General features: G+C 51.2%; 26 protein-coding genes. 25 read left to right on the top strand and 1 reads right to left on the bottom strand.

Features of this window, described 5'->3' with window-relative positions; all coding sequences use genetic code 11:
* The first annotated feature begins 156 nt into the window (after nt 1-156).
* From tuf to Q7R85_00575, 25 genes are all read left to right on the top strand, one after another.
* A complete protein-coding gene (gene tuf, locus Q7R85_00695) occupies nt 157-1,356 on the top strand; it encodes an elongation factor Tu (GenBank protein MDO8584625.1) in 1,200 nt (399 codons plus the stop codon).
* Between the two features lie 5 nt (nt 1,357-1,361).
* Nucleotides 1,362-1,694: a 30S ribosomal protein S10 gene (rpsJ, locus tag Q7R85_00690; protein ID MDO8584624.1), complete on the top strand. Its 333-nt coding sequence runs from the start codon at nt 1,362-1,364 to the stop codon at nt 1,692-1,694.
* Nucleotides 1,695-1,708: 14 nt separating this feature from the next.
* The gene (rplC, locus tag Q7R85_00685; GenBank protein ID MDO8584623.1) at nt 1,709-2,206 is read left to right on the top strand and encodes a 50S ribosomal protein L3; all 498 of its coding nucleotides are present in this window, start codon (nt 1,709-1,711) and stop codon (nt 2,204-2,206) included.
* A gap of 43 nt (nt 2,207-2,249) precedes the next feature.
* Nucleotides 2,250-2,969, top strand: a complete 720-nt coding sequence (rplD, locus tag Q7R85_00680; GenBank protein MDO8584622.1) for a 50S ribosomal protein L4 — start codon at nt 2,250-2,252, stop codon at nt 2,967-2,969.
* Nucleotides 2,970-2,978: 9 nt separating this feature from the next.
* A complete protein-coding gene (rplW, locus tag Q7R85_00675) occupies nt 2,979-3,281 on the top strand; it encodes a 50S ribosomal protein L23 (protein MDO8584621.1) in 303 nt (100 codons plus the stop codon).
* 51 nt (nt 3,282-3,332) lie between these two features.
* Nucleotides 3,333-4,163: a 50S ribosomal protein L2 gene (gene rplB / locus Q7R85_00670; GenBank protein MDO8584620.1), complete on the top strand. Its 831-nt coding sequence runs from the start codon at nt 3,333-3,335 to the stop codon at nt 4,161-4,163.
* Between the two features lie 39 nt (nt 4,164-4,202).
* The gene (rpsS, locus tag Q7R85_00665) at nt 4,203-4,559 is read left to right on the top strand and encodes a 30S ribosomal protein S19 (GenBank protein MDO8584619.1); all 357 of its coding nucleotides are present in this window, start codon (nt 4,203-4,205) and stop codon (nt 4,557-4,559) included.
* A 62-nt stretch (nt 4,560-4,621) separates the two neighbouring features.
* The gene (rplV, locus tag Q7R85_00660; GenBank protein ID MDO8584618.1) at nt 4,622-5,122 is read left to right on the top strand and encodes a 50S ribosomal protein L22; all 501 of its coding nucleotides are present in this window, start codon (nt 4,622-4,624) and stop codon (nt 5,120-5,122) included.
* A gap of 59 nt (nt 5,123-5,181) precedes the next feature.
* Nucleotides 5,182-5,889: a 30S ribosomal protein S3 gene (rpsC, locus tag Q7R85_00655; protein ID MDO8584617.1), complete on the top strand. Its 708-nt coding sequence runs from the start codon at nt 5,182-5,184 to the stop codon at nt 5,887-5,889.
* 15 nt (nt 5,890-5,904) lie between these two features.
* Entirely contained in the window at nt 5,905-6,315 is a 411-nt protein-coding gene (rplP, locus tag Q7R85_00650; protein MDO8584616.1) for a 50S ribosomal protein L16, read from the top strand.
* A 56-nt stretch (nt 6,316-6,371) separates the two neighbouring features.
* Nucleotides 6,372-6,572, top strand: a complete 201-nt coding sequence (gene rpmC / locus Q7R85_00645; GenBank protein ID MDO8584615.1) for a 50S ribosomal protein L29 — start codon at nt 6,372-6,374, stop codon at nt 6,570-6,572.
* A 9-nt stretch (nt 6,573-6,581) separates the two neighbouring features.
* Nucleotides 6,582-6,824, top strand: coding sequence for a 30S ribosomal protein S17 (gene rpsQ, locus Q7R85_00640; GenBank protein ID MDO8584614.1), 243 nt, complete (start codon nt 6,582-6,584; stop codon nt 6,822-6,824).
* Nucleotides 6,821-7,189, top strand: a complete 369-nt coding sequence (gene rplN, locus Q7R85_00635) for a 50S ribosomal protein L14 (GenBank protein MDO8584613.1) — start codon at nt 6,821-6,823, stop codon at nt 7,187-7,189. Before rpsQ ends, rplN begins: the two co-directional genes overlap by 4 nt.
* A gap of 7 nt (nt 7,190-7,196) precedes the next feature.
* Nucleotides 7,197-7,499 carry a 50S ribosomal protein L24 gene (rplX, locus tag Q7R85_00630; GenBank protein MDO8584612.1) on the top strand — a complete coding sequence of 101 codons (303 nt, stop codon included), beginning with the start codon at nt 7,197-7,199 and terminating at the stop codon, nt 7,497-7,499.
* A gap of 5 nt (nt 7,500-7,504) precedes the next feature.
* Nucleotides 7,505-8,008: a 50S ribosomal protein L5 gene (gene rplE / locus Q7R85_00625; protein ID MDO8584611.1), complete on the top strand. Its 504-nt coding sequence runs from the start codon at nt 7,505-7,507 to the stop codon at nt 8,006-8,008.
* Between the two features lie 13 nt (nt 8,009-8,021).
* On the top strand, nt 8,022-8,207 hold the full coding sequence (locus Q7R85_00620) for a type Z 30S ribosomal protein S14 (GenBank protein MDO8584610.1): 186 nt from the start codon (nt 8,022-8,024) through the stop codon (nt 8,205-8,207).
* 40 nt (nt 8,208-8,247) lie between these two features.
* Entirely contained in the window at nt 8,248-8,628 is a 381-nt protein-coding gene (locus tag Q7R85_00615; GenBank protein ID MDO8584609.1) for a 30S ribosomal protein S8, read from the top strand.
* Between the two features lie 46 nt (nt 8,629-8,674).
* Nucleotides 8,675-9,232 (top strand): 50S ribosomal protein L6, encoded by a 558-nt coding sequence (gene rplF, locus Q7R85_00610; GenBank protein MDO8584608.1) that lies wholly within the window; start codon nt 8,675-8,677, stop codon nt 9,230-9,232.
* 6 nt (nt 9,233-9,238) lie between these two features.
* Nucleotides 9,239-9,601 carry a 50S ribosomal protein L18 gene (rplR, locus tag Q7R85_00605; protein MDO8584607.1) on the top strand — a complete coding sequence of 121 codons (363 nt, stop codon included), beginning with the start codon at nt 9,239-9,241 and terminating at the stop codon, nt 9,599-9,601.
* Nucleotides 9,602-9,639: 38 nt separating this feature from the next.
* Nucleotides 9,640-10,284, top strand: a complete 645-nt coding sequence (locus Q7R85_00600) for a 30S ribosomal protein S5 (GenBank protein ID MDO8584606.1) — start codon at nt 9,640-9,642, stop codon at nt 10,282-10,284.
* Nucleotides 10,285-10,291: 7 nt separating this feature from the next.
* Nucleotides 10,292-10,714, top strand: coding sequence for a 50S ribosomal protein L15 (gene rplO / locus Q7R85_00595; GenBank protein ID MDO8584605.1), 423 nt, complete (start codon nt 10,292-10,294; stop codon nt 10,712-10,714).
* A 56-nt stretch (nt 10,715-10,770) separates the two neighbouring features.
* Nucleotides 10,771-12,045, top strand: a complete 1,275-nt coding sequence (secY, locus tag Q7R85_00590) for a preprotein translocase subunit SecY (protein ID MDO8584604.1) — start codon at nt 10,771-10,773, stop codon at nt 12,043-12,045.
* Between the two features lie 377 nt (nt 12,046-12,422).
* Nucleotides 12,423-12,746, top strand: coding sequence for a DUF2384 domain-containing protein (locus tag Q7R85_00585; protein ID MDO8584603.1), 324 nt, complete (start codon nt 12,423-12,425; stop codon nt 12,744-12,746).
* A gap of 142 nt (nt 12,747-12,888) precedes the next feature.
* On the top strand, nt 12,889-13,623 hold the full coding sequence (locus Q7R85_00580) for a hypothetical protein (protein ID MDO8584602.1): 735 nt from the start codon (nt 12,889-12,891) through the stop codon (nt 13,621-13,623).
* Nucleotides 13,624-13,694: 71 nt separating this feature from the next.
* Entirely contained in the window at nt 13,695-14,387 is a 693-nt protein-coding gene (locus Q7R85_00575; protein MDO8584601.1) for a nucleoside monophosphate kinase, read from the top strand.
* Between the two features lie 130 nt (nt 14,388-14,517).
* Here the strand turns inward: Q7R85_00575 and map are convergent, their stop codons facing one another.
* Complete coding sequence (gene map / locus Q7R85_00570; protein ID MDO8584600.1) at nt 14,518-15,273, bottom strand: type I methionyl aminopeptidase; 756 nt, start codon at nt 15,271-15,273, stop codon at nt 14,518-14,520.
* Between the last annotated feature and the right edge of the window lie 14 nt (nt 15,274-15,287).

The raw sequence follows: 15,287 nt of genomic DNA, 5'->3' as shown, positions 1-15,287 counted from the left end.
TGGATAACGCGTAGTCACCACTGAATACTCCGCAAGATTAAACAATACTTCGCCATTTGGCACGGGGTATTGACATCTTTACCCTCAATAGTTTATCATTTACTAATAATCGTTTTCGTCGACACATTTTTATAAAATAATAATTAAAAAACGCATATGGCAGAAAAAGCAAAATTTGAGCGTACAAAGCCGCACGTAAACGTCGGAACGATCGGTCACGTTGACCACGGCAAAACGACCTTGACGGCCGCCTTGACGCACGTCCTTTTTATGAAAGGTCTCGCGAAGAAGGAGGAGAACGTGGACCAGATTGACAGCGCTCCGGAAGAAAAGGCGCGCGGTATTACCATTGCGTTGCATCACTCGGAATATGAATCCGAAAAGCGCCACTATGCGCACATTGATGCTCCAGGACACGCGGACTACATCAAGAACATGATTACGGGTGCCGCTCAGATGGACGGCGCGATCATTGTTGTTTCGGCGGCGGATGGTCCGATGCCGCAGACGAGAGAACACATTTTGCTTGCTCGCCAGGTCGGCGTGCCGGCGCTTGTCGTGTTTTTGAACAAGTGTGACATGGTGGACGATCCGGAACTCATCGACCTCGTTGAATCCGAAGTCCGCGAGCTTTTGACGAAATACGAATTCCCGGGTGACACGACTCCGATTATCCGCGGTTCAGCATTGAAGGCGCTTGAAGCAAAATCCGTCGATGATCCGGCGTGCAAACCGATCTTTGACCTTGTGAAGGCGCTGGATGAATTTATCCCGGATCCGATCCGTGACATCACGAAGCCGTTCTTGATGCCGATCGAAGACATCTTCTCTATTGAAGGACGCGGAACTGTCGTGACCGGGCGCATTGAGCGCGGTATCGCGAAAGTCAACGAGGAAGTTGACGTCATCGGTCTTCGGCCGACGCAGAAAACCGTTGTGACCGGCATTGAAATGTTCAATAAACTGCTCGACGAAGGTCGCGCGGGAGACAACGTGGGTATTTTGCTTCGCGGTTTGAAGAAAGAAGACGTGGAGCGCGGACAGGTCATCGCGAAGCCGGGCAGTGTGAATCCGCATACGGATTTTGACTGCGAAGTGTACGTGCTTTCCAAAGAGGAAGGCGGACGGCACACCCCGTTTTTTGGCGGATACAAGCCGCAGTTCTACATTCGCACCACGGACGTGACGGGCGAAATGACGTTGCCGACGGGTATGGAAATGGTGATGCCGGGCGACACGGTGAAGATGACGGTAAAACTCATCGCGCCGGTGGCGCTTGAGGAAAAGCAGAGGTTTGCCATCCGCGAAGGCGGCAAGACCGTGGGCGCAGGCGTTGTAACAAAGATCACCAAATAGTCACTATGAGCTCTGCAACGGACAAAACGGAGAAGGAGAAATTGCGCTTGCGCATCAAGGCGTACGATCATAAATTGATTGATAACTCCTGCAAGCAGATTGTTGACGCGGTGAAGCGGTATGATGCCGAGGTGGTTGGGCCGGTTCCGTTGCCTACCGACATGCATCGCTATACCGTGAACAGCTCGACATTCGTGCATAAAGACGCGCGAGAGCAGTTTGAGCTTCGCGTCCACAAGCGGTTGATTGACATTCTAAACCCGACTGCCCAGATTATTGAGTCGCTTTCGTCGCTTAATATGCCGGCGGGAGTGGATATTGAAATAAAGATGGTATAGGGGACGTCCTATATATGAAGGACATCTGGCGCCACCTCGCGCGCACAGATGTCTTTTGTAAAATATGGGGAGTAATCGCGAATAACAATATGAAGGTCAAGGGAAAAAAATTGCATATGACTCAGGTTTGGAAAAATGACGCGGTTTTCCCCGTGTCCATTATCCAGGTTGAGGAGGGAGCGGACCTCTCCGGCTTTGCCGAGGGGGATTTGGTGCGTGTTTCCGGCATCACCAAAAGCCACGGTTTTCAGGGGGTTGTGAAGCGGCACGGTTTTCATGGTGGACCGAAAACGCACGGTCAGAAAAATCGTCTCCGCGCGCCGGGCTCTATTGGCAACACGTCGCCGCAGCGTATTATTCCGGGACGGCGCATGGCCGGACGCATGGGCGGTGTGCGCAAGACCATAAAGAATTTGGAGCTTGTTGAAATTGATGCCGCGTCCCGTATTATGAAAATCTGCGGAGCGGTTCCGGGATACAATAAACGCAGCGTTTTGGAAATCACAAAGTAATCGCGAACAATGCGAATTGAAACGAAATAATGCGAATAACACTATGAAAGCGCCTGTATACAACTTGGACGGAACAACGACCTCCGACATCGAACTCTCGGACGCGTTTTTCGGTCGCAAGTGGAGCGCGGACTTGGCGCATCAGGCGCTAGTCGCGCAAATGGCGAATGCGCGGAAACCTTGGGCGCACGCGAAGGGACGCGGTGAAGTGCGTGGCGGCGGAAGAAAGCCGTGGAAACAGAAGCATACCGGACGCGCGCGTCATGGTTCTATTCGTTCTCCGATTTGGAAAGGTGGTGGCGCTTCTCATGGACCGGTTTCCGAGCGCACGTATGCGCAAAAAATAAACAAGAAAATGCTTCGCGCGGCATTTGCGGCGATTGTGTCCGAGCGGTTGAGAAAGGGAGAGGTGAAATTTATTGAGCATATGCCGGAAGCGCCGAAGACGAAGGAGTTGCTGAAATCACTCGGTGGCGTGTTGTCATCCCGTCACGCGTTGCTTATTCCCGCAATGGGAAATAAAATGGTGTTTCGCGCTTCAGCTAATGTGCCGGATATGAAAACAATCGCGCCGACATCGCTGAATGTCTACGACTTGCTTCGCTATCGTGCGATTGTGATTGATAAGGACGCGGCAGGAACGATGGCTGAACACTATGCCGTTTCAAAAAACAAGAAGGCAGTACCGGCTCCGGCAGCAGCAGTTTCGGTTGAGGCGGTGAAAAAACGGAAGATATTGCCGAAAAGAACCGCGAAACCGTAATAACGCAATATGGATAACAGGGCAACAAAACAATTTAATAAGTTTGTTCTTCGGCGGCCAGTGATTTCCGAAAAGTCTACGGCAGCCGCGGCTGAAGGAAAGTATGTTTTTTTAGTTGCCGAAGGCGCGACGCAATCGGAGGTGAAAAAAGCCGTTGAGCGTACCTATGGTGTGCATGTCATAAAAACCAATGCTATCACCCAGCAGCCGAAGCCGAAACGTTCCGGTCGCGGAAGCAGATTGGAACAGCGCCCGAAGAAAGTCATCGTGACCTTGAAAAAAGGCGAGAAATTGGATATACTGCCGCAATAAGAGAAATGAGACGTAAGAAGTAAGAGATAAGAAAAAGAGTAGAAGAAAAAGATGAAATCCTATAATCCTACAAGTCCATCACGGCGGCAAATGACAACGGTTGACTATTCCACGGTCACGACCGATGTCCGTTTTAAGCCGTTGACGCGCCACCTGCAGTCCCACGCGGGCCGCAATCATAAGGGCCGGATTACCGTCCGTCACCAAGGTGGCGGTAATAAAAAGGCGTATCGCATGGTGGATTTTAAGCAGGATAAGTTGAATATTCCGGCACGCATTGAAACGATTGAATACGATCCGTATCGGACCGCGTTTATCGCGCTTGCGCTTTATCGGGACGGCGAGCGACGTTATATCTTGGCGCCGCAGGGGATGAAGGTAGGGGACGAAATTGTTGTCGCGGAGTCTGCGCCGCTCGTGACCGGCAACCGTCTGATGTTGAAGCATTTCCCTACGGGCATGTTTGTGTATAATGTGGAGATGCGCCCGGGGAACGGAGGGAAAATTGCGCGTTCGGCGGGAACATACGCGGAAGTCATGGGGCAAAGCGATGGCTATACGGATTTGCGTCTTTCATCAAAAGAAACGCGTCGTGTGCCGTGGAACGGCTATGCTTCCGTCGGTCAGCTTTCCAACGCGGAGTGGAATTTGGTTAATATCGGAAAAGCGGGACGTTCGCGTTGGCTGGGTATTCGCCCGACTGTGCGAGGATCCGCAATGAACCCGGTGGACCATCCGTATGGTGGTGGTGAAGGTAAGCAGCCGAGAGGAACCAAGCGTCCGAAGACACGCTGGGGCAAAGTCACCGGCGGCAGAAAAACCCGTAAGCATAAAAAGTGGTCCACGCAGTTTATTACCCAGCGGAGGCCAAAGGTGCGCTAAATCGGAATGCTTAAAATTTAAAGATTTAAAGATTATTGTATGTCACGTTCAAGCAAAAAAGGGCCGTACGTTGCCCCACATCTTTTGAAAAAGATTTCCAAGTTGAAGCTTGGTGATTTGACGCCGATAAAAACATGGGCGCGTGCATCGGAAATTTCTCCGGAGATGGTAGGCTTTGTTATCGGCATTCACAACGGAAAAATATTCAACAACGTGACGATTAAGGAAGAAATGGTGGGGCATCGGTTGGGTGAGTTTTCTCAAACTCGGAAATTCACGAAACATGGCGGTAAGATGCAGCGCGAGCTTGAAGCGGCAAACGCGCAGGCGGAAGCGGCAAAAGCCGCGGCGCAAAAAACAAACGAAGCCGCAAATAGCGCCGTACCGAAGAAATAGTATAGTAATCACGAATATCGCGAATAAGGCTCTAAAAATAACGCGAATAGGATACAACGTTTATGACACAGGCAACCGCAAAACTTCAATATCTGCATATGGCACCCCGTAAGGTGCGTCTTGTTGCCGATGTTATCCGCGGACTTCCCGTGAACGAAGCCGAGGCGCAGTTGTTGTACCATGCGCGCCGCGCCGCGCATCCGCTCCTGAAGCTTCTGCGTTCGGCAAGCGCGAATGCGAAAGTAAAGAACATGGACATGGATCGCCTTATTGTGTTTAGTATTACTGTTGATCAGGGACCGATGCTGAAGCGTTCGCTTCCGCGCGCCATGGGACGGGCAACGCCGCTGCAGAAAAAAATGAGCCATGTGGTGTTGACGCTCGCGGAATCCGCGCGTACACGTGTCGCGCGCTTCGTGATGGCGAAGCCCGAAAAACCGAAAAAAGAAGCGCGTGAGCATAAGGCGCCGAAAACACCGAAGACAACTGCGGGAACATCGAGCACATCAGGCAAAGAAAAGACCGGATTTTTAAAGAGGATTTTTAACAGAAAGTCGGTATAAGAGAATAGAAGCGGAAAGACGCGGATAACAACGCGGATGAACGCAGATAATCAAAAGATATGGGACAAAAAGTCAGACCAACTTCATTGCGGCTCGGGATTGTGGAGGACTGGAACGCGCGCTGGTTTCCGAAACAGCGCTTGTTTCGCGATTTTTTGCAGGAAGACGAAACCATTCGCCATATTATTGATGAAAAAATTGGCACGGCCGGCGTTTCCAAAGTTGAAATTGAACGTACCGCGAACAGCTATAAAATTTTTATCAAAGCCGCGCGTCCCGGTCTTATTATCGGTCGCGGCGGAAAGGGTATTGAGTTATTGAGCGCCGCTATTGAGGCAACGCTACAAAAGCTGTGGCGCGCGCGCAAGAAGGGCGAGGAGAAACGCAAAGTTTCCATCAGCTTGAACGTGGAGGAGCTGAAGCGTACGGAGATTTCGGCGGTGAACGTCGCGCAAAACATCGCGTGGGATCTTGAAAAGCGGTTGCCGTTCCGGCGTACGCTCAAAAAGCATTTGGCGAGCGTTATGCAGAACCGCGACGTAAAAGGAGCGAAAATCAAACTTTCGGGCCGTTTGGACGGCGCGGAAATTTCCCGCCGTGAGTGGCTTGGCACCGGCAAGATTCCGCTTCAGACGTTGCGCGCTTGGATTGATTACGGCGAGGGGACCGCGTTCGCGAGCTACGGAACTGTGGGTATCAAGGTTTGGATTTATAAAGGCGAAGTGTTTGAGAAAGTTGATTCAAAGAAGATGCCGACGGCGCGATAAGTTTGCTACACACATATGTTAATGCCGAAAAAAGTAAAACATCGCAAGTGGAACAAAGGACGCTCACGCGGGCGCAATGTTGAAACGCGCGGACTGACGCTTGCATTCGGAAGTTATGGCTTAAAAGCGCTGGAGTCCAGCTGGATTGACTCACGCCAAATTGAAGCCGCGCGCCGCACGATGACGAACTTCATTAAGCGCGAAGGCCGTATTTGGATCCGCATTTTCCCCGATAAGCCGGTGACCGCGCGTCCGCCGGAAGTTACCATGGGTGGCGGTAAGGGTTCGGTTGACCACTATGTGTTTCCGGTGCGTCCGGGCAGAATGTTATTTGAAATGGACGGCGTTCCGGAGTCTGTTGCGCGCGAGGCGCTGCGACTTGCCGGATTTAAATTGGCGGTAAAAACACGGATTGTCATCAAATAGTTCGACCAGCTCACTATAAATAATCATTTGCATAATTTTCCCGCTCACTATATACTATGAAACGCACCGCAATTCAGGAAATGAAGCGTAAACCGAAGCCGGAACTTGAGAAATTGCTCGTTGAATTTCGCGATCGTCTTTGGACGCTTAAAAATGATTTGGAGAACGGAAAGGTGAAAAATGTGCGCGAGGTGCGCGAGATAAAAAAGAATATTGCCCGAGTTGAAACATTTTTAAAACTTTCCGTAACCGCGTAACATATACGTATGGAAATCAAACACCGTCAATTAAAAGGAGTGGTCGTTTCCGACAAGATGCAGAAAACCGTCGTGGTTGAAGTGTCGGAGATGAAAATGAACTCGAAATATCTGAAACAATACCGCGTATCGCGCCGTTTAAAGGCGCACGATGAAGAACGCGCGTATCATACCGGTGATAAGGTGGTTATTGAGGAGACTCGGCCGATGTCGCGTGATAAACGGTGGAAGGTTACCGGCAAACAATCATGATTCAAGAACGTTCTATTTTAAATGTCGCGGATAACTCCGGCGCGCGTACCGTCCGGTGTTTCCGCGTGCTCGGCGGCAGCCGAAAGCGCTATGCAACAGTGGGCGATATCATTATCGCTTCCGTGCAGGTTGCCGATCCGCGCAAAGCCGTGAAGAAAAAAGACATTGTGAAGGCGGTAATCGTGCGTCAACGCAATCCGTTGCGCAGACCGGACGGTTCGTATATCCGTTTTGATGATAACGCGGTGGTATTGATTGATGAAAAGAAGCAGCCGCGCGGTACGCGTCTTTTCGGTCCTATCGCCCGCGAGGTCAAAGAGCGCGGATATGACGGCATTATTCCTTTGGCGGAAGAAATTTTGTAATTTCAATATGAAGCTCAAGAAAAATGACAATGTAAAAGTGATGGTGGGTAAAGACCGGGGAAAGACCGGAAAGCTTTTGCACATAAACACGCAATCGCATACTGTGTTGGTTGAGGGCGTCACGCAGAAACGTCATCAACGCGCCAAAAAGCAGGGCGAGAAGGGAGAGGTTGTTTCCGTTCCGCGGCCGATCCAAATTTCCAATGTTGCGATCGTTTGTCCGAATTGTGACAAGGTGACGCGCCCCGGTGCACGGTTTGAGGGCGATAAAAAAGTGCGTATTTGCAAAAAGTGCGGAGGGGTAATCTAATATATATGAAGAACGATCCTTTCTCAAAAATTGAAAAAGTTGTCGTGAATTCCGGAATCGGACGGCTCTCGCAGTCCGCGAATTTTGCGGATAAGGTGTTGCCGGAAGTTGTCGCGGAATTTTCGGCTATCACGGGACAAAAACCGATGTTTGCCCCCGCAAAGAAATCTATCGCGGGTTTTAAAATTCGTGAGGGAACGACGATTGGTCTTAAGGCCACGTTGCGGCGCCGGAGGATGCGTGATTTCCTCGCGAAAGTGCTTTACACCGTTCTTCCTCGCGTGCGTGATTTCCGTGGGATCAGCAATACCGCCGTTGATGAGCATGGCAATTTGACCATCGGCATCAAAGAGCATATAGTATTTCCAGAAGTCAATATGGAAACTGTGAAGGTAAATTTCGGCATGGAGGTCACCGTTGTTCCACGGCGGCGTGTGCGTGAATCAGCGCTCGAGATTTATCGTGAAATCGGCGTTCCGTTCAAAAAGCAAGAAAGCAAGAAAGCATAAAAACAAAAAGCAAATGGCAAAGACTTCTGTTATCGCGCGAGCGAATAAAAAACCGAAATTTTCCAGTCGAAAGGTGCGCCGTTGTTTCCGCTGCGGGCGCAAACGCGGTTATATGAGAGCGTTCGGTCTTTGCCGCATTTGTTTCCGAGAAATGGCAGGGAAAGGACAAATTCCCGGAGTGAAAAAAGCGAGTTGGTAACAAAAATATTTAAATATTTAAACGTTTAAATATACCCATTATGTTAGCAGACCTTCTTACAAGAATTAAAAATGGACAGCAAGCGCGCTTAGCAAGTGTCAAGGCGCCGTTTTCGCGCATGGATTTTGCTGTCGCGGAGCTTTTGGCGAAGCATAAATATCTTGAGTCCGCGGAAAAGAAGGGGAGAATGCCGAAGCGTATCATTGAGGCGAAGCTTCGTTATGACGCTGACGGCGGAGTTATCCACGGAGTGAAATTGTACGCAAAGCCATCGCGCAGAGTCTCGGTGAGTTATAAAAAGCTCCCCGCCGCGCATCAAGGATTTGGTTTGCTTGCGCTCTCTACTCCGAAAGGTATCTTGACTGCCACTGAAGCTCGGAAAGCGAAGGTTGGAGGGATACTGCTTTTTGAAATTTGGTAATTTCAAAAACTATTTCAATATTTAAAGATTTAAACAGCAGAAAGATATGTCTAAAATTGGAAAACAACCGGTAAAAATTATTGAAGGCGTCACGGTAACCGTGGATGGAAAAACACTTTCCGTGCAAGGCAAGCTCGGCGCGGTGACGCTCCCAATTTTGGATTATATTTCCGTTGAACAAAAAGACGGTAATTTGGTTTTTACGGCCGCGAGTGATAAAGTACAGGCGAGGGCGAACTGGGGAACCATGCGGGCGCTTGCCGCGAACGCCGTCCAGGGTGTGAGTCAGGGATTTTCAAAAGCATTGGAAATTGAAGGTATTGGTTTTAAAGCCGCTATGGAAGGGAAAACATTGGTGCTGAATGTCGGCTTTACGCATCCGGTAAAATTTACGCCTCCGGAAGGAGTCACGGTTGTGGTTGAAAAGGGAGTCATCAAGGTGTCCGGGGTGAACCGCGAATTTGTGGGAGAAGCGGCCGCGAAGATACGGAAGATCAAGAAGCCGGAGCCGTATCAGGGTAAAGGTATTCATTATCAGGGTGAAGTTGTCCGGCGTAAATCGGGCAAGAAAGTAGCGGGCGCGGGAGCTACGGCGGCGAAATAAACCTATATGCGATTGACCAAACGAAAAAATCTGAATAAGCAATTGCGCAAAGCGCGAAACCGGGCGAAGATTTTCGGATCCGCTTCAACGCCGCGGCTTTCGGTTTTTCGGAGCAATCATTATACTTCCGTGCAGTTGATTAACGATGAAAAAGGCCTTACGATTGCTTCGGCATCTACGCGCGCGTTGCATAAAGGGAAAGCAAAACTGCAAAAATTAGCGGCCGCGAAGGAGTTGGGCGGCATTATTGCCGCGGCGGCGAAGAAAGCCGGCATCGCTTCCGCGATTTTCAACAAAGGCCAATATAAATATCATGGGCGCGTGAAGGCGGTTGCTGAGGGCGCGCGTGAAGGAGGGCTGGCGCTCTAACTGCCGGTTTAAAGATTTAAAGCTTCAAGTTTAAAGTTATGGACGAACAAAAACCAGCACAACCGAATACCGCAAGCGCGTCCGTGGCAAAAGCCCCGGCGGCAAAAGTTTCAGCTCCGGTGTTTCCGGGATCCGGAGCTCCATCGGCGCGTCCGCAGGGGGACCGTGGTTTTGGAGCGCAAGGAGGTGGGCATCGTTTCGGTGGACAACGTCGCCGGATGCCTTTTCCGGATAAAAAGATGGATGAATTTCAAGAAAAAACGCTTGATATTCGTCGCGTTACGCGCGTGGTTGCCGGTGGTAAGCGTATGCGGTTCCGTGTTACGATGGTTGTCGGTGACGCTAAGGGAAGAGTCGGTGTCGGTATTGCGAAAGGACTGGACGTCGCCGGTGCGATTGATAAAGCGAAAACAGCGGCGCGTAAAAACGTTTTTCTTATTCCGCTTAAAGGGCGTACTATTCCGCACGAAGTAGAAGCGAAGTTTTCCGCGGCGCGCATCCGTTTGAAGCCGGCTATTGAAGGTCATGGATTGCGGGCCGGAGGTGCCGCGCGTACCGTGCTCTCGCTCGCTGGGATTCGCGACGTTGTGGCAAAAACATTAGGACGCACGCCGAACAAGCTGACGAATGCCTTGGCGACCATGGAAGCGTTAAAGCAATTGAGAAAGAGTAAAATAAAATAGCACTCACATGTTATTGCATGAACTAAAAAGAAAAACTGCGCAAAAGCGCGCAAAACCGACCATCGGACGTGGCGGCAAGCGGGGAAACACATCCGGTCGCGGACAAAAGGGTCAGAAATCCCGTTCCGGTCACCGAATGCGTCCGGCTGAACGTGATTTGATTATGCGTTTGCCGAAGCTGCGCGGTTATAATCATAAGCCGCACAAATTGGCGATGCAGGTGGTGAATGTCAAGGATCTTGATGCTGTTGCGGGCGCTGTGGTCACGCGTGACACGTTGGTTGCGGCGGGACTTATTCGTGACGCCGGAGCGCCGGTCAAAATTTTGGGCGAGGGGACTCTTGCAAAAGCGTTGACGGTTGAAAAACTTCCGGTATCTTTGAGCGCGAAGAAAAAGATTGAAGCGGCGGGTGGTAAAGTGGTTGCATAGAAGCGGACGGACGCGGATAGTAACGCGGAAAAACGCGGATAGTTTCAAATCATACTATGTTTGCAAAACTCGCAGCGGCGTTAAAAATTCCCGATATCCGAAACAAGATTTTAAGCATCGCGTTTTTGCTCGTGGTGTTTCGTATTTTTGCCGCCATTCCGATTCCGGGCATTGACGCGGTGCGTCTCCGGGAGTTTTTGGGTTCCAATCAGTTGTTGGGCTTTTTGAACGTATTCTCCGGTGGCACGCTTTCCAATCTTTCTATCATGATGCTTGGCGTTGGCCCGTATATCACGGCGACTATCATCATGCAGCTTTTGACCATGATTTTCCCGAACTTGAAAGTGATCTATTACGAAGAAGGGGCACAGGGTCGGGCGAAGTTCAACCGTATTTCCCGTTACATTACGGTGCCGCTTGCCGGACTCCAGGCGTATGGGTTTCTGAATTTGCTGCGCAGTCAGGGCGTACTTCCGGCGTTGGATGTTTTTGAAATCATGCGCAACGTCATCATCATCATGACGGGCACGATGATTCTTGTCTGGATCGGCGAGTTGATTACGGAGAAAAAAATAGGCAACGGTACTTCGCTTATCATTTTCGCGGGTATTGTCAGCGCCCTGCCGCAAGCTGTCCGGACAGCGGTGTTGTCTTATGACGTCGCGATGCTTCCGACTTATATCGCATTTGTCGTGATGAGTATTATTGTCATCGCCGGTGTTGTGTTTGTGAATCAGGGAGAGCGTAAAGTTCCCGTAGCATATTCCAAGCGGGTTCGCGGCAATAAGGTGTACGGCGGATCTATGAGTTATTTGCCGTTGCGCGTCAATCAGGCGGGTGTTATTCCGATTATCTTCGCGATCTCCATTTTGCTTTTTCCGCAATTTTTGGCGCAGATCGTTTCCGTGGTCTCAACCGATCTTTCGGTGCGTTTGAACGACCTTGTGGCCGGATTGCTGAATAACCAGCTCATTTACGGCATTTCCTATTTTGTGTTGGTCGTCGTGTTTACGTACTTTTACACCGCGGTCACGTTTGATCCGAAAGAAATCGCGAAAAATTTGCAGCGGAGCGGGGGATTTATTCCGGGCATCCGGCCGGGGGAGCCATCCGGCGATTTCTTGAGCAAGCTCGTGAACCGCGTGACGTTGTTTGGCGCAATGTTTTTGGGATTGATTGCGGTTTTGCCGATTATCACGCAAAGCATCACTGGCATCGCGACCTTGACCATCGGAGGCACGGCACTCTTAATCGTTGTTTCTGTGGCGCTGGAGACGATGCAGCAGTTGGAGGCGCAGCTTACGATGCGTGAGTACGAAGGGATGGAGTAGTTTGGGGCTCGCTTTCGAAATGAGCGATTGCGTTGTCGCCCCTCCTCGCAGTACCCCTGTGGGTACAGCTTTGTCGTGGCTTCTAGCACTCATTTCATTTCGAAAGCGAGCCGTTCTTCTTTGTCTTTAGTTTTATATTTATATCTTTCAACCTTTGCGTTTTATTCCCTGAGCTTGTCGAAGGGTTATGTATTTGTTTGCGCCTCTTATCTCATTGATTTTTGCCTGCGGTATTGCTATAGTGTGGGCAGTGTAGGTATGAGGAATTCTCGTTGTAGAAAGGGAGACGCGCAATGACGACATGGGCACGGAAAACGGTGGAGCGGGAGACTTTCCGTCGGCAGGCCGCGCTCTGGAGCGCGTTCGTCCGGCAGCTCATGCGAGACCTCTCACCCTCAAGGCGGCTGTTGCTTAGCCCCAACGGACTTGCGTATCTGCTCCGGCCGAGCAATCGCACCTGCATCGTGACGTTCGGGCTGGAGGTGGATCGCTGGCGCACGGGGTGTCAGATTCCCGACCGACAGACACAGGTTCTGCTGCAGCGCTTGCGTGAGTGCCTGGATGCGGCTTCCCGCACCAAGGAGGGTGGCATGTGCTACTTCTTTTTCAATGACCGTTCGCGGCACTTCGGTAGGCGGCGTCCGATGGAATTGCTGCGCACCGCACGCGGCGCCGAGCGTGTTCTGCGGATTCTCGCGTAAGCGTATCTCAAAAGTTCAACACCGATCGCCTTAGGGCGATCGGTGTTTTCATTTTATTTTTTATTTTGTTATGCTAAAAAAAGTATTCTAATGTAGTCCTTCGATAAACTCAGGAACTACTTTTTCTATCGGGAGTAACGCAATGGCTAGGATTTTTGACTTGAGCGTCTACGCGGTCGCGGTGCTTGACGCATCTGACGCGGCGCTTCTCGCTACGCCTCCCGATGAACTCTTGCTCGTTGATGTTTCAACGCGTAATGAGCCGGTTTTTCGGGAGCTTATGGATAAGCGTTCGGCGCGGATGCTTTGGCGCGCGTTCCGACGCGCGGCGAACGCAGTGTCGCCAGAGGACAACGCAACGGCATCGTTCGGCGGACGCGCCATCCCATACCGAGACATCACCGATATCGGCGTGCTTGGCTTGGGAGCGATGACCAAACTCGGGAATGGGGGATTCGCGTTTTATGTGCCAAGCCGGCGTGTTGTCTGGTCAGCATGGGGCGAGCTCGTTCGCGGGCTGTGCCGCGATTTGACGCTGGACGGCAAGACGTCGCTTCGCGCCACGGAATTCGCCCTCATTATCGGGGACGGATTGGACAAGAACACGGTTGCGCAGTGGCTCACGCACAGCCGCATTTCGTCGCTGCAGTTCGCGGAACAGTTTCGGCGGATCCGCGAATGCATTGACGCGATTCGGCTGAATTGGATACTCGCGGGTCGTCATCCGTGGGTTTGGCAATTCATTCGCGGGAACTTGCCGGAAACAAAAACGCCCGTGCTGGAATTCCTGAAAACCACGGAGGGAGCGGCGCAGGTGATGGACTGCATCACCGCTACCGCTGACCCTACGTTCCTTCGGGAGCGTGTATCGCGCTAGCGCCGGTCGCCTGGAGGCGACCGGCGTTTCTATTTCTTGCTTTCTTGCTTTCTTGCTTTTATAATAACGGTATGAAAAGGGCACTTATCGTCTACGGTTCGCCGGGAGCGGGGAAGGGGACGCAGGCAAATCTTTTGGCCGCGAAGCTCGGCCTTATTCATTTTGATACGGGAAAGTTTATGGAGATGACCGTGCATGATCCGGCGAATGCCAACGACTTGGTGATTCAGGAACAGCGCGATAATTTTGATTCCGGTCGGTTATGCGACCCGATGTGGGCGTATTCCATTGTCGCCGCGCAAACAAAGCGTATCCATTCCTCCGGCCTGGGGATTGTCTTTAGCGGTTCGCCGCGTACCGAACTTGAAGCGTTCACTGCCGAGGGTGGCAAGCGCGGGCTTGTTGATCTTTTAGAGGATCTCTATGGCCGCGGTAATGTCCACGTCATTTATTTAAAGATTAAGCCGGAAACGACGGTGTATCGCAACAGCAATCGTATGCTTTGTTCGGTATGTGGAACGCCGGTGATGTATCTTCCGGACGCGCAACCGAAAATTTGTCCGTTGTGCGGAGGATCGTTCCGCAAGCGCACGTTGGACACGCCGGAGATTATCAAAGTTCGTTTGCAAGAATTCGAACAGCGCACCGCGCCGATTTTGGCGAAACTCCGCGAACGCGGCTATGAGATTGTTGAGATTGACGGGGAGCCGATGCCGTACTTGGTTTTTGCCACAATCTTAGAGAAGCTTGGAATGGCAAAATAAATCCTAAATCCCAATATCTAAATTCTAAACAGTATCAAAACTCAAATGCTCAAAATGCAGAACTGCATGTTCTTTGGGATTTTGGTTATTTGAATTTGTTTAGGATTTAGTGCTTCGTGCTTGGGATTTACTATGTAAGAATTATCGGTCCTTTCTCCGTAATCGCGATGGTGTGTTCAAAGTGCGCGGATATTGAACTGTCCGCGGTGGCATAGCTGTCGTCGGGCAACTGCACGAGTTTTCCGCTTCCTGCGGTTGTCATCGGTTCAATAGCGATGACAAGTCCCGGCACCAGTTCCAAACCGGTGCCGGATTTTCCGAAATTATACACGCTCGGGTCTTCGTGGAGCTCGTGGCCGATGCCGTGGCCCGTCAGTCCTTCGGCGATGCCGAATTTTTTTCCATGTACGTAGGTGGCAATTGCGGCACCGATGTCGCCCAAATGTTTTCCCGGCTGGGCGGCTTTGATGCCAAGCAGTAACGCCTTTTTTGTCGCTTCAATGAGTCGCGATGCTTCGGTTGTGATTGTCCCTATTGCTACGGTGACGGCCGCGTCAAGGCAAAAGCCTTCATGCCGGAGTCCGAAATCAAGCTTTAGTACATCGCCGGAGCGCAATTTGTATTGCGTGGGAATGCCGTGGACGATAATGTCGTTTACCGAGGCGCAGATGGTCGCGGGATATGGCTTGCCGGCACCGTGTGGTCGGTAGCCCAAAAATGCGGGCAAGGCGCCCGCACGCCGGATGAGTTTTTCCGCGAGCGCGTCCAATGTTTTTAGACTCACGCCTTCACGCGCCTCCGCGGCAACGTTGCGGATAACTTCCGCCAACATTTTGCCGCCAACCGCCATGATGGCGACCTCCTCCTTTGATTTTAGCGTTACCATATGACGCCCTTTAT

The sequence above is a fragment of the bacterium genome, from assembly GCA_030649055.1.
In the GTDB taxonomy this organism is placed as follows: domain Bacteria; phylum Patescibacteriota; class Minisyncoccia; order UBA6257; family JAUSGH01; genus JAUSGH01.
Note: the sequence above shows the minus strand (reverse complement) of the source record. Positions and strands in the feature narration are given on the sequence as shown.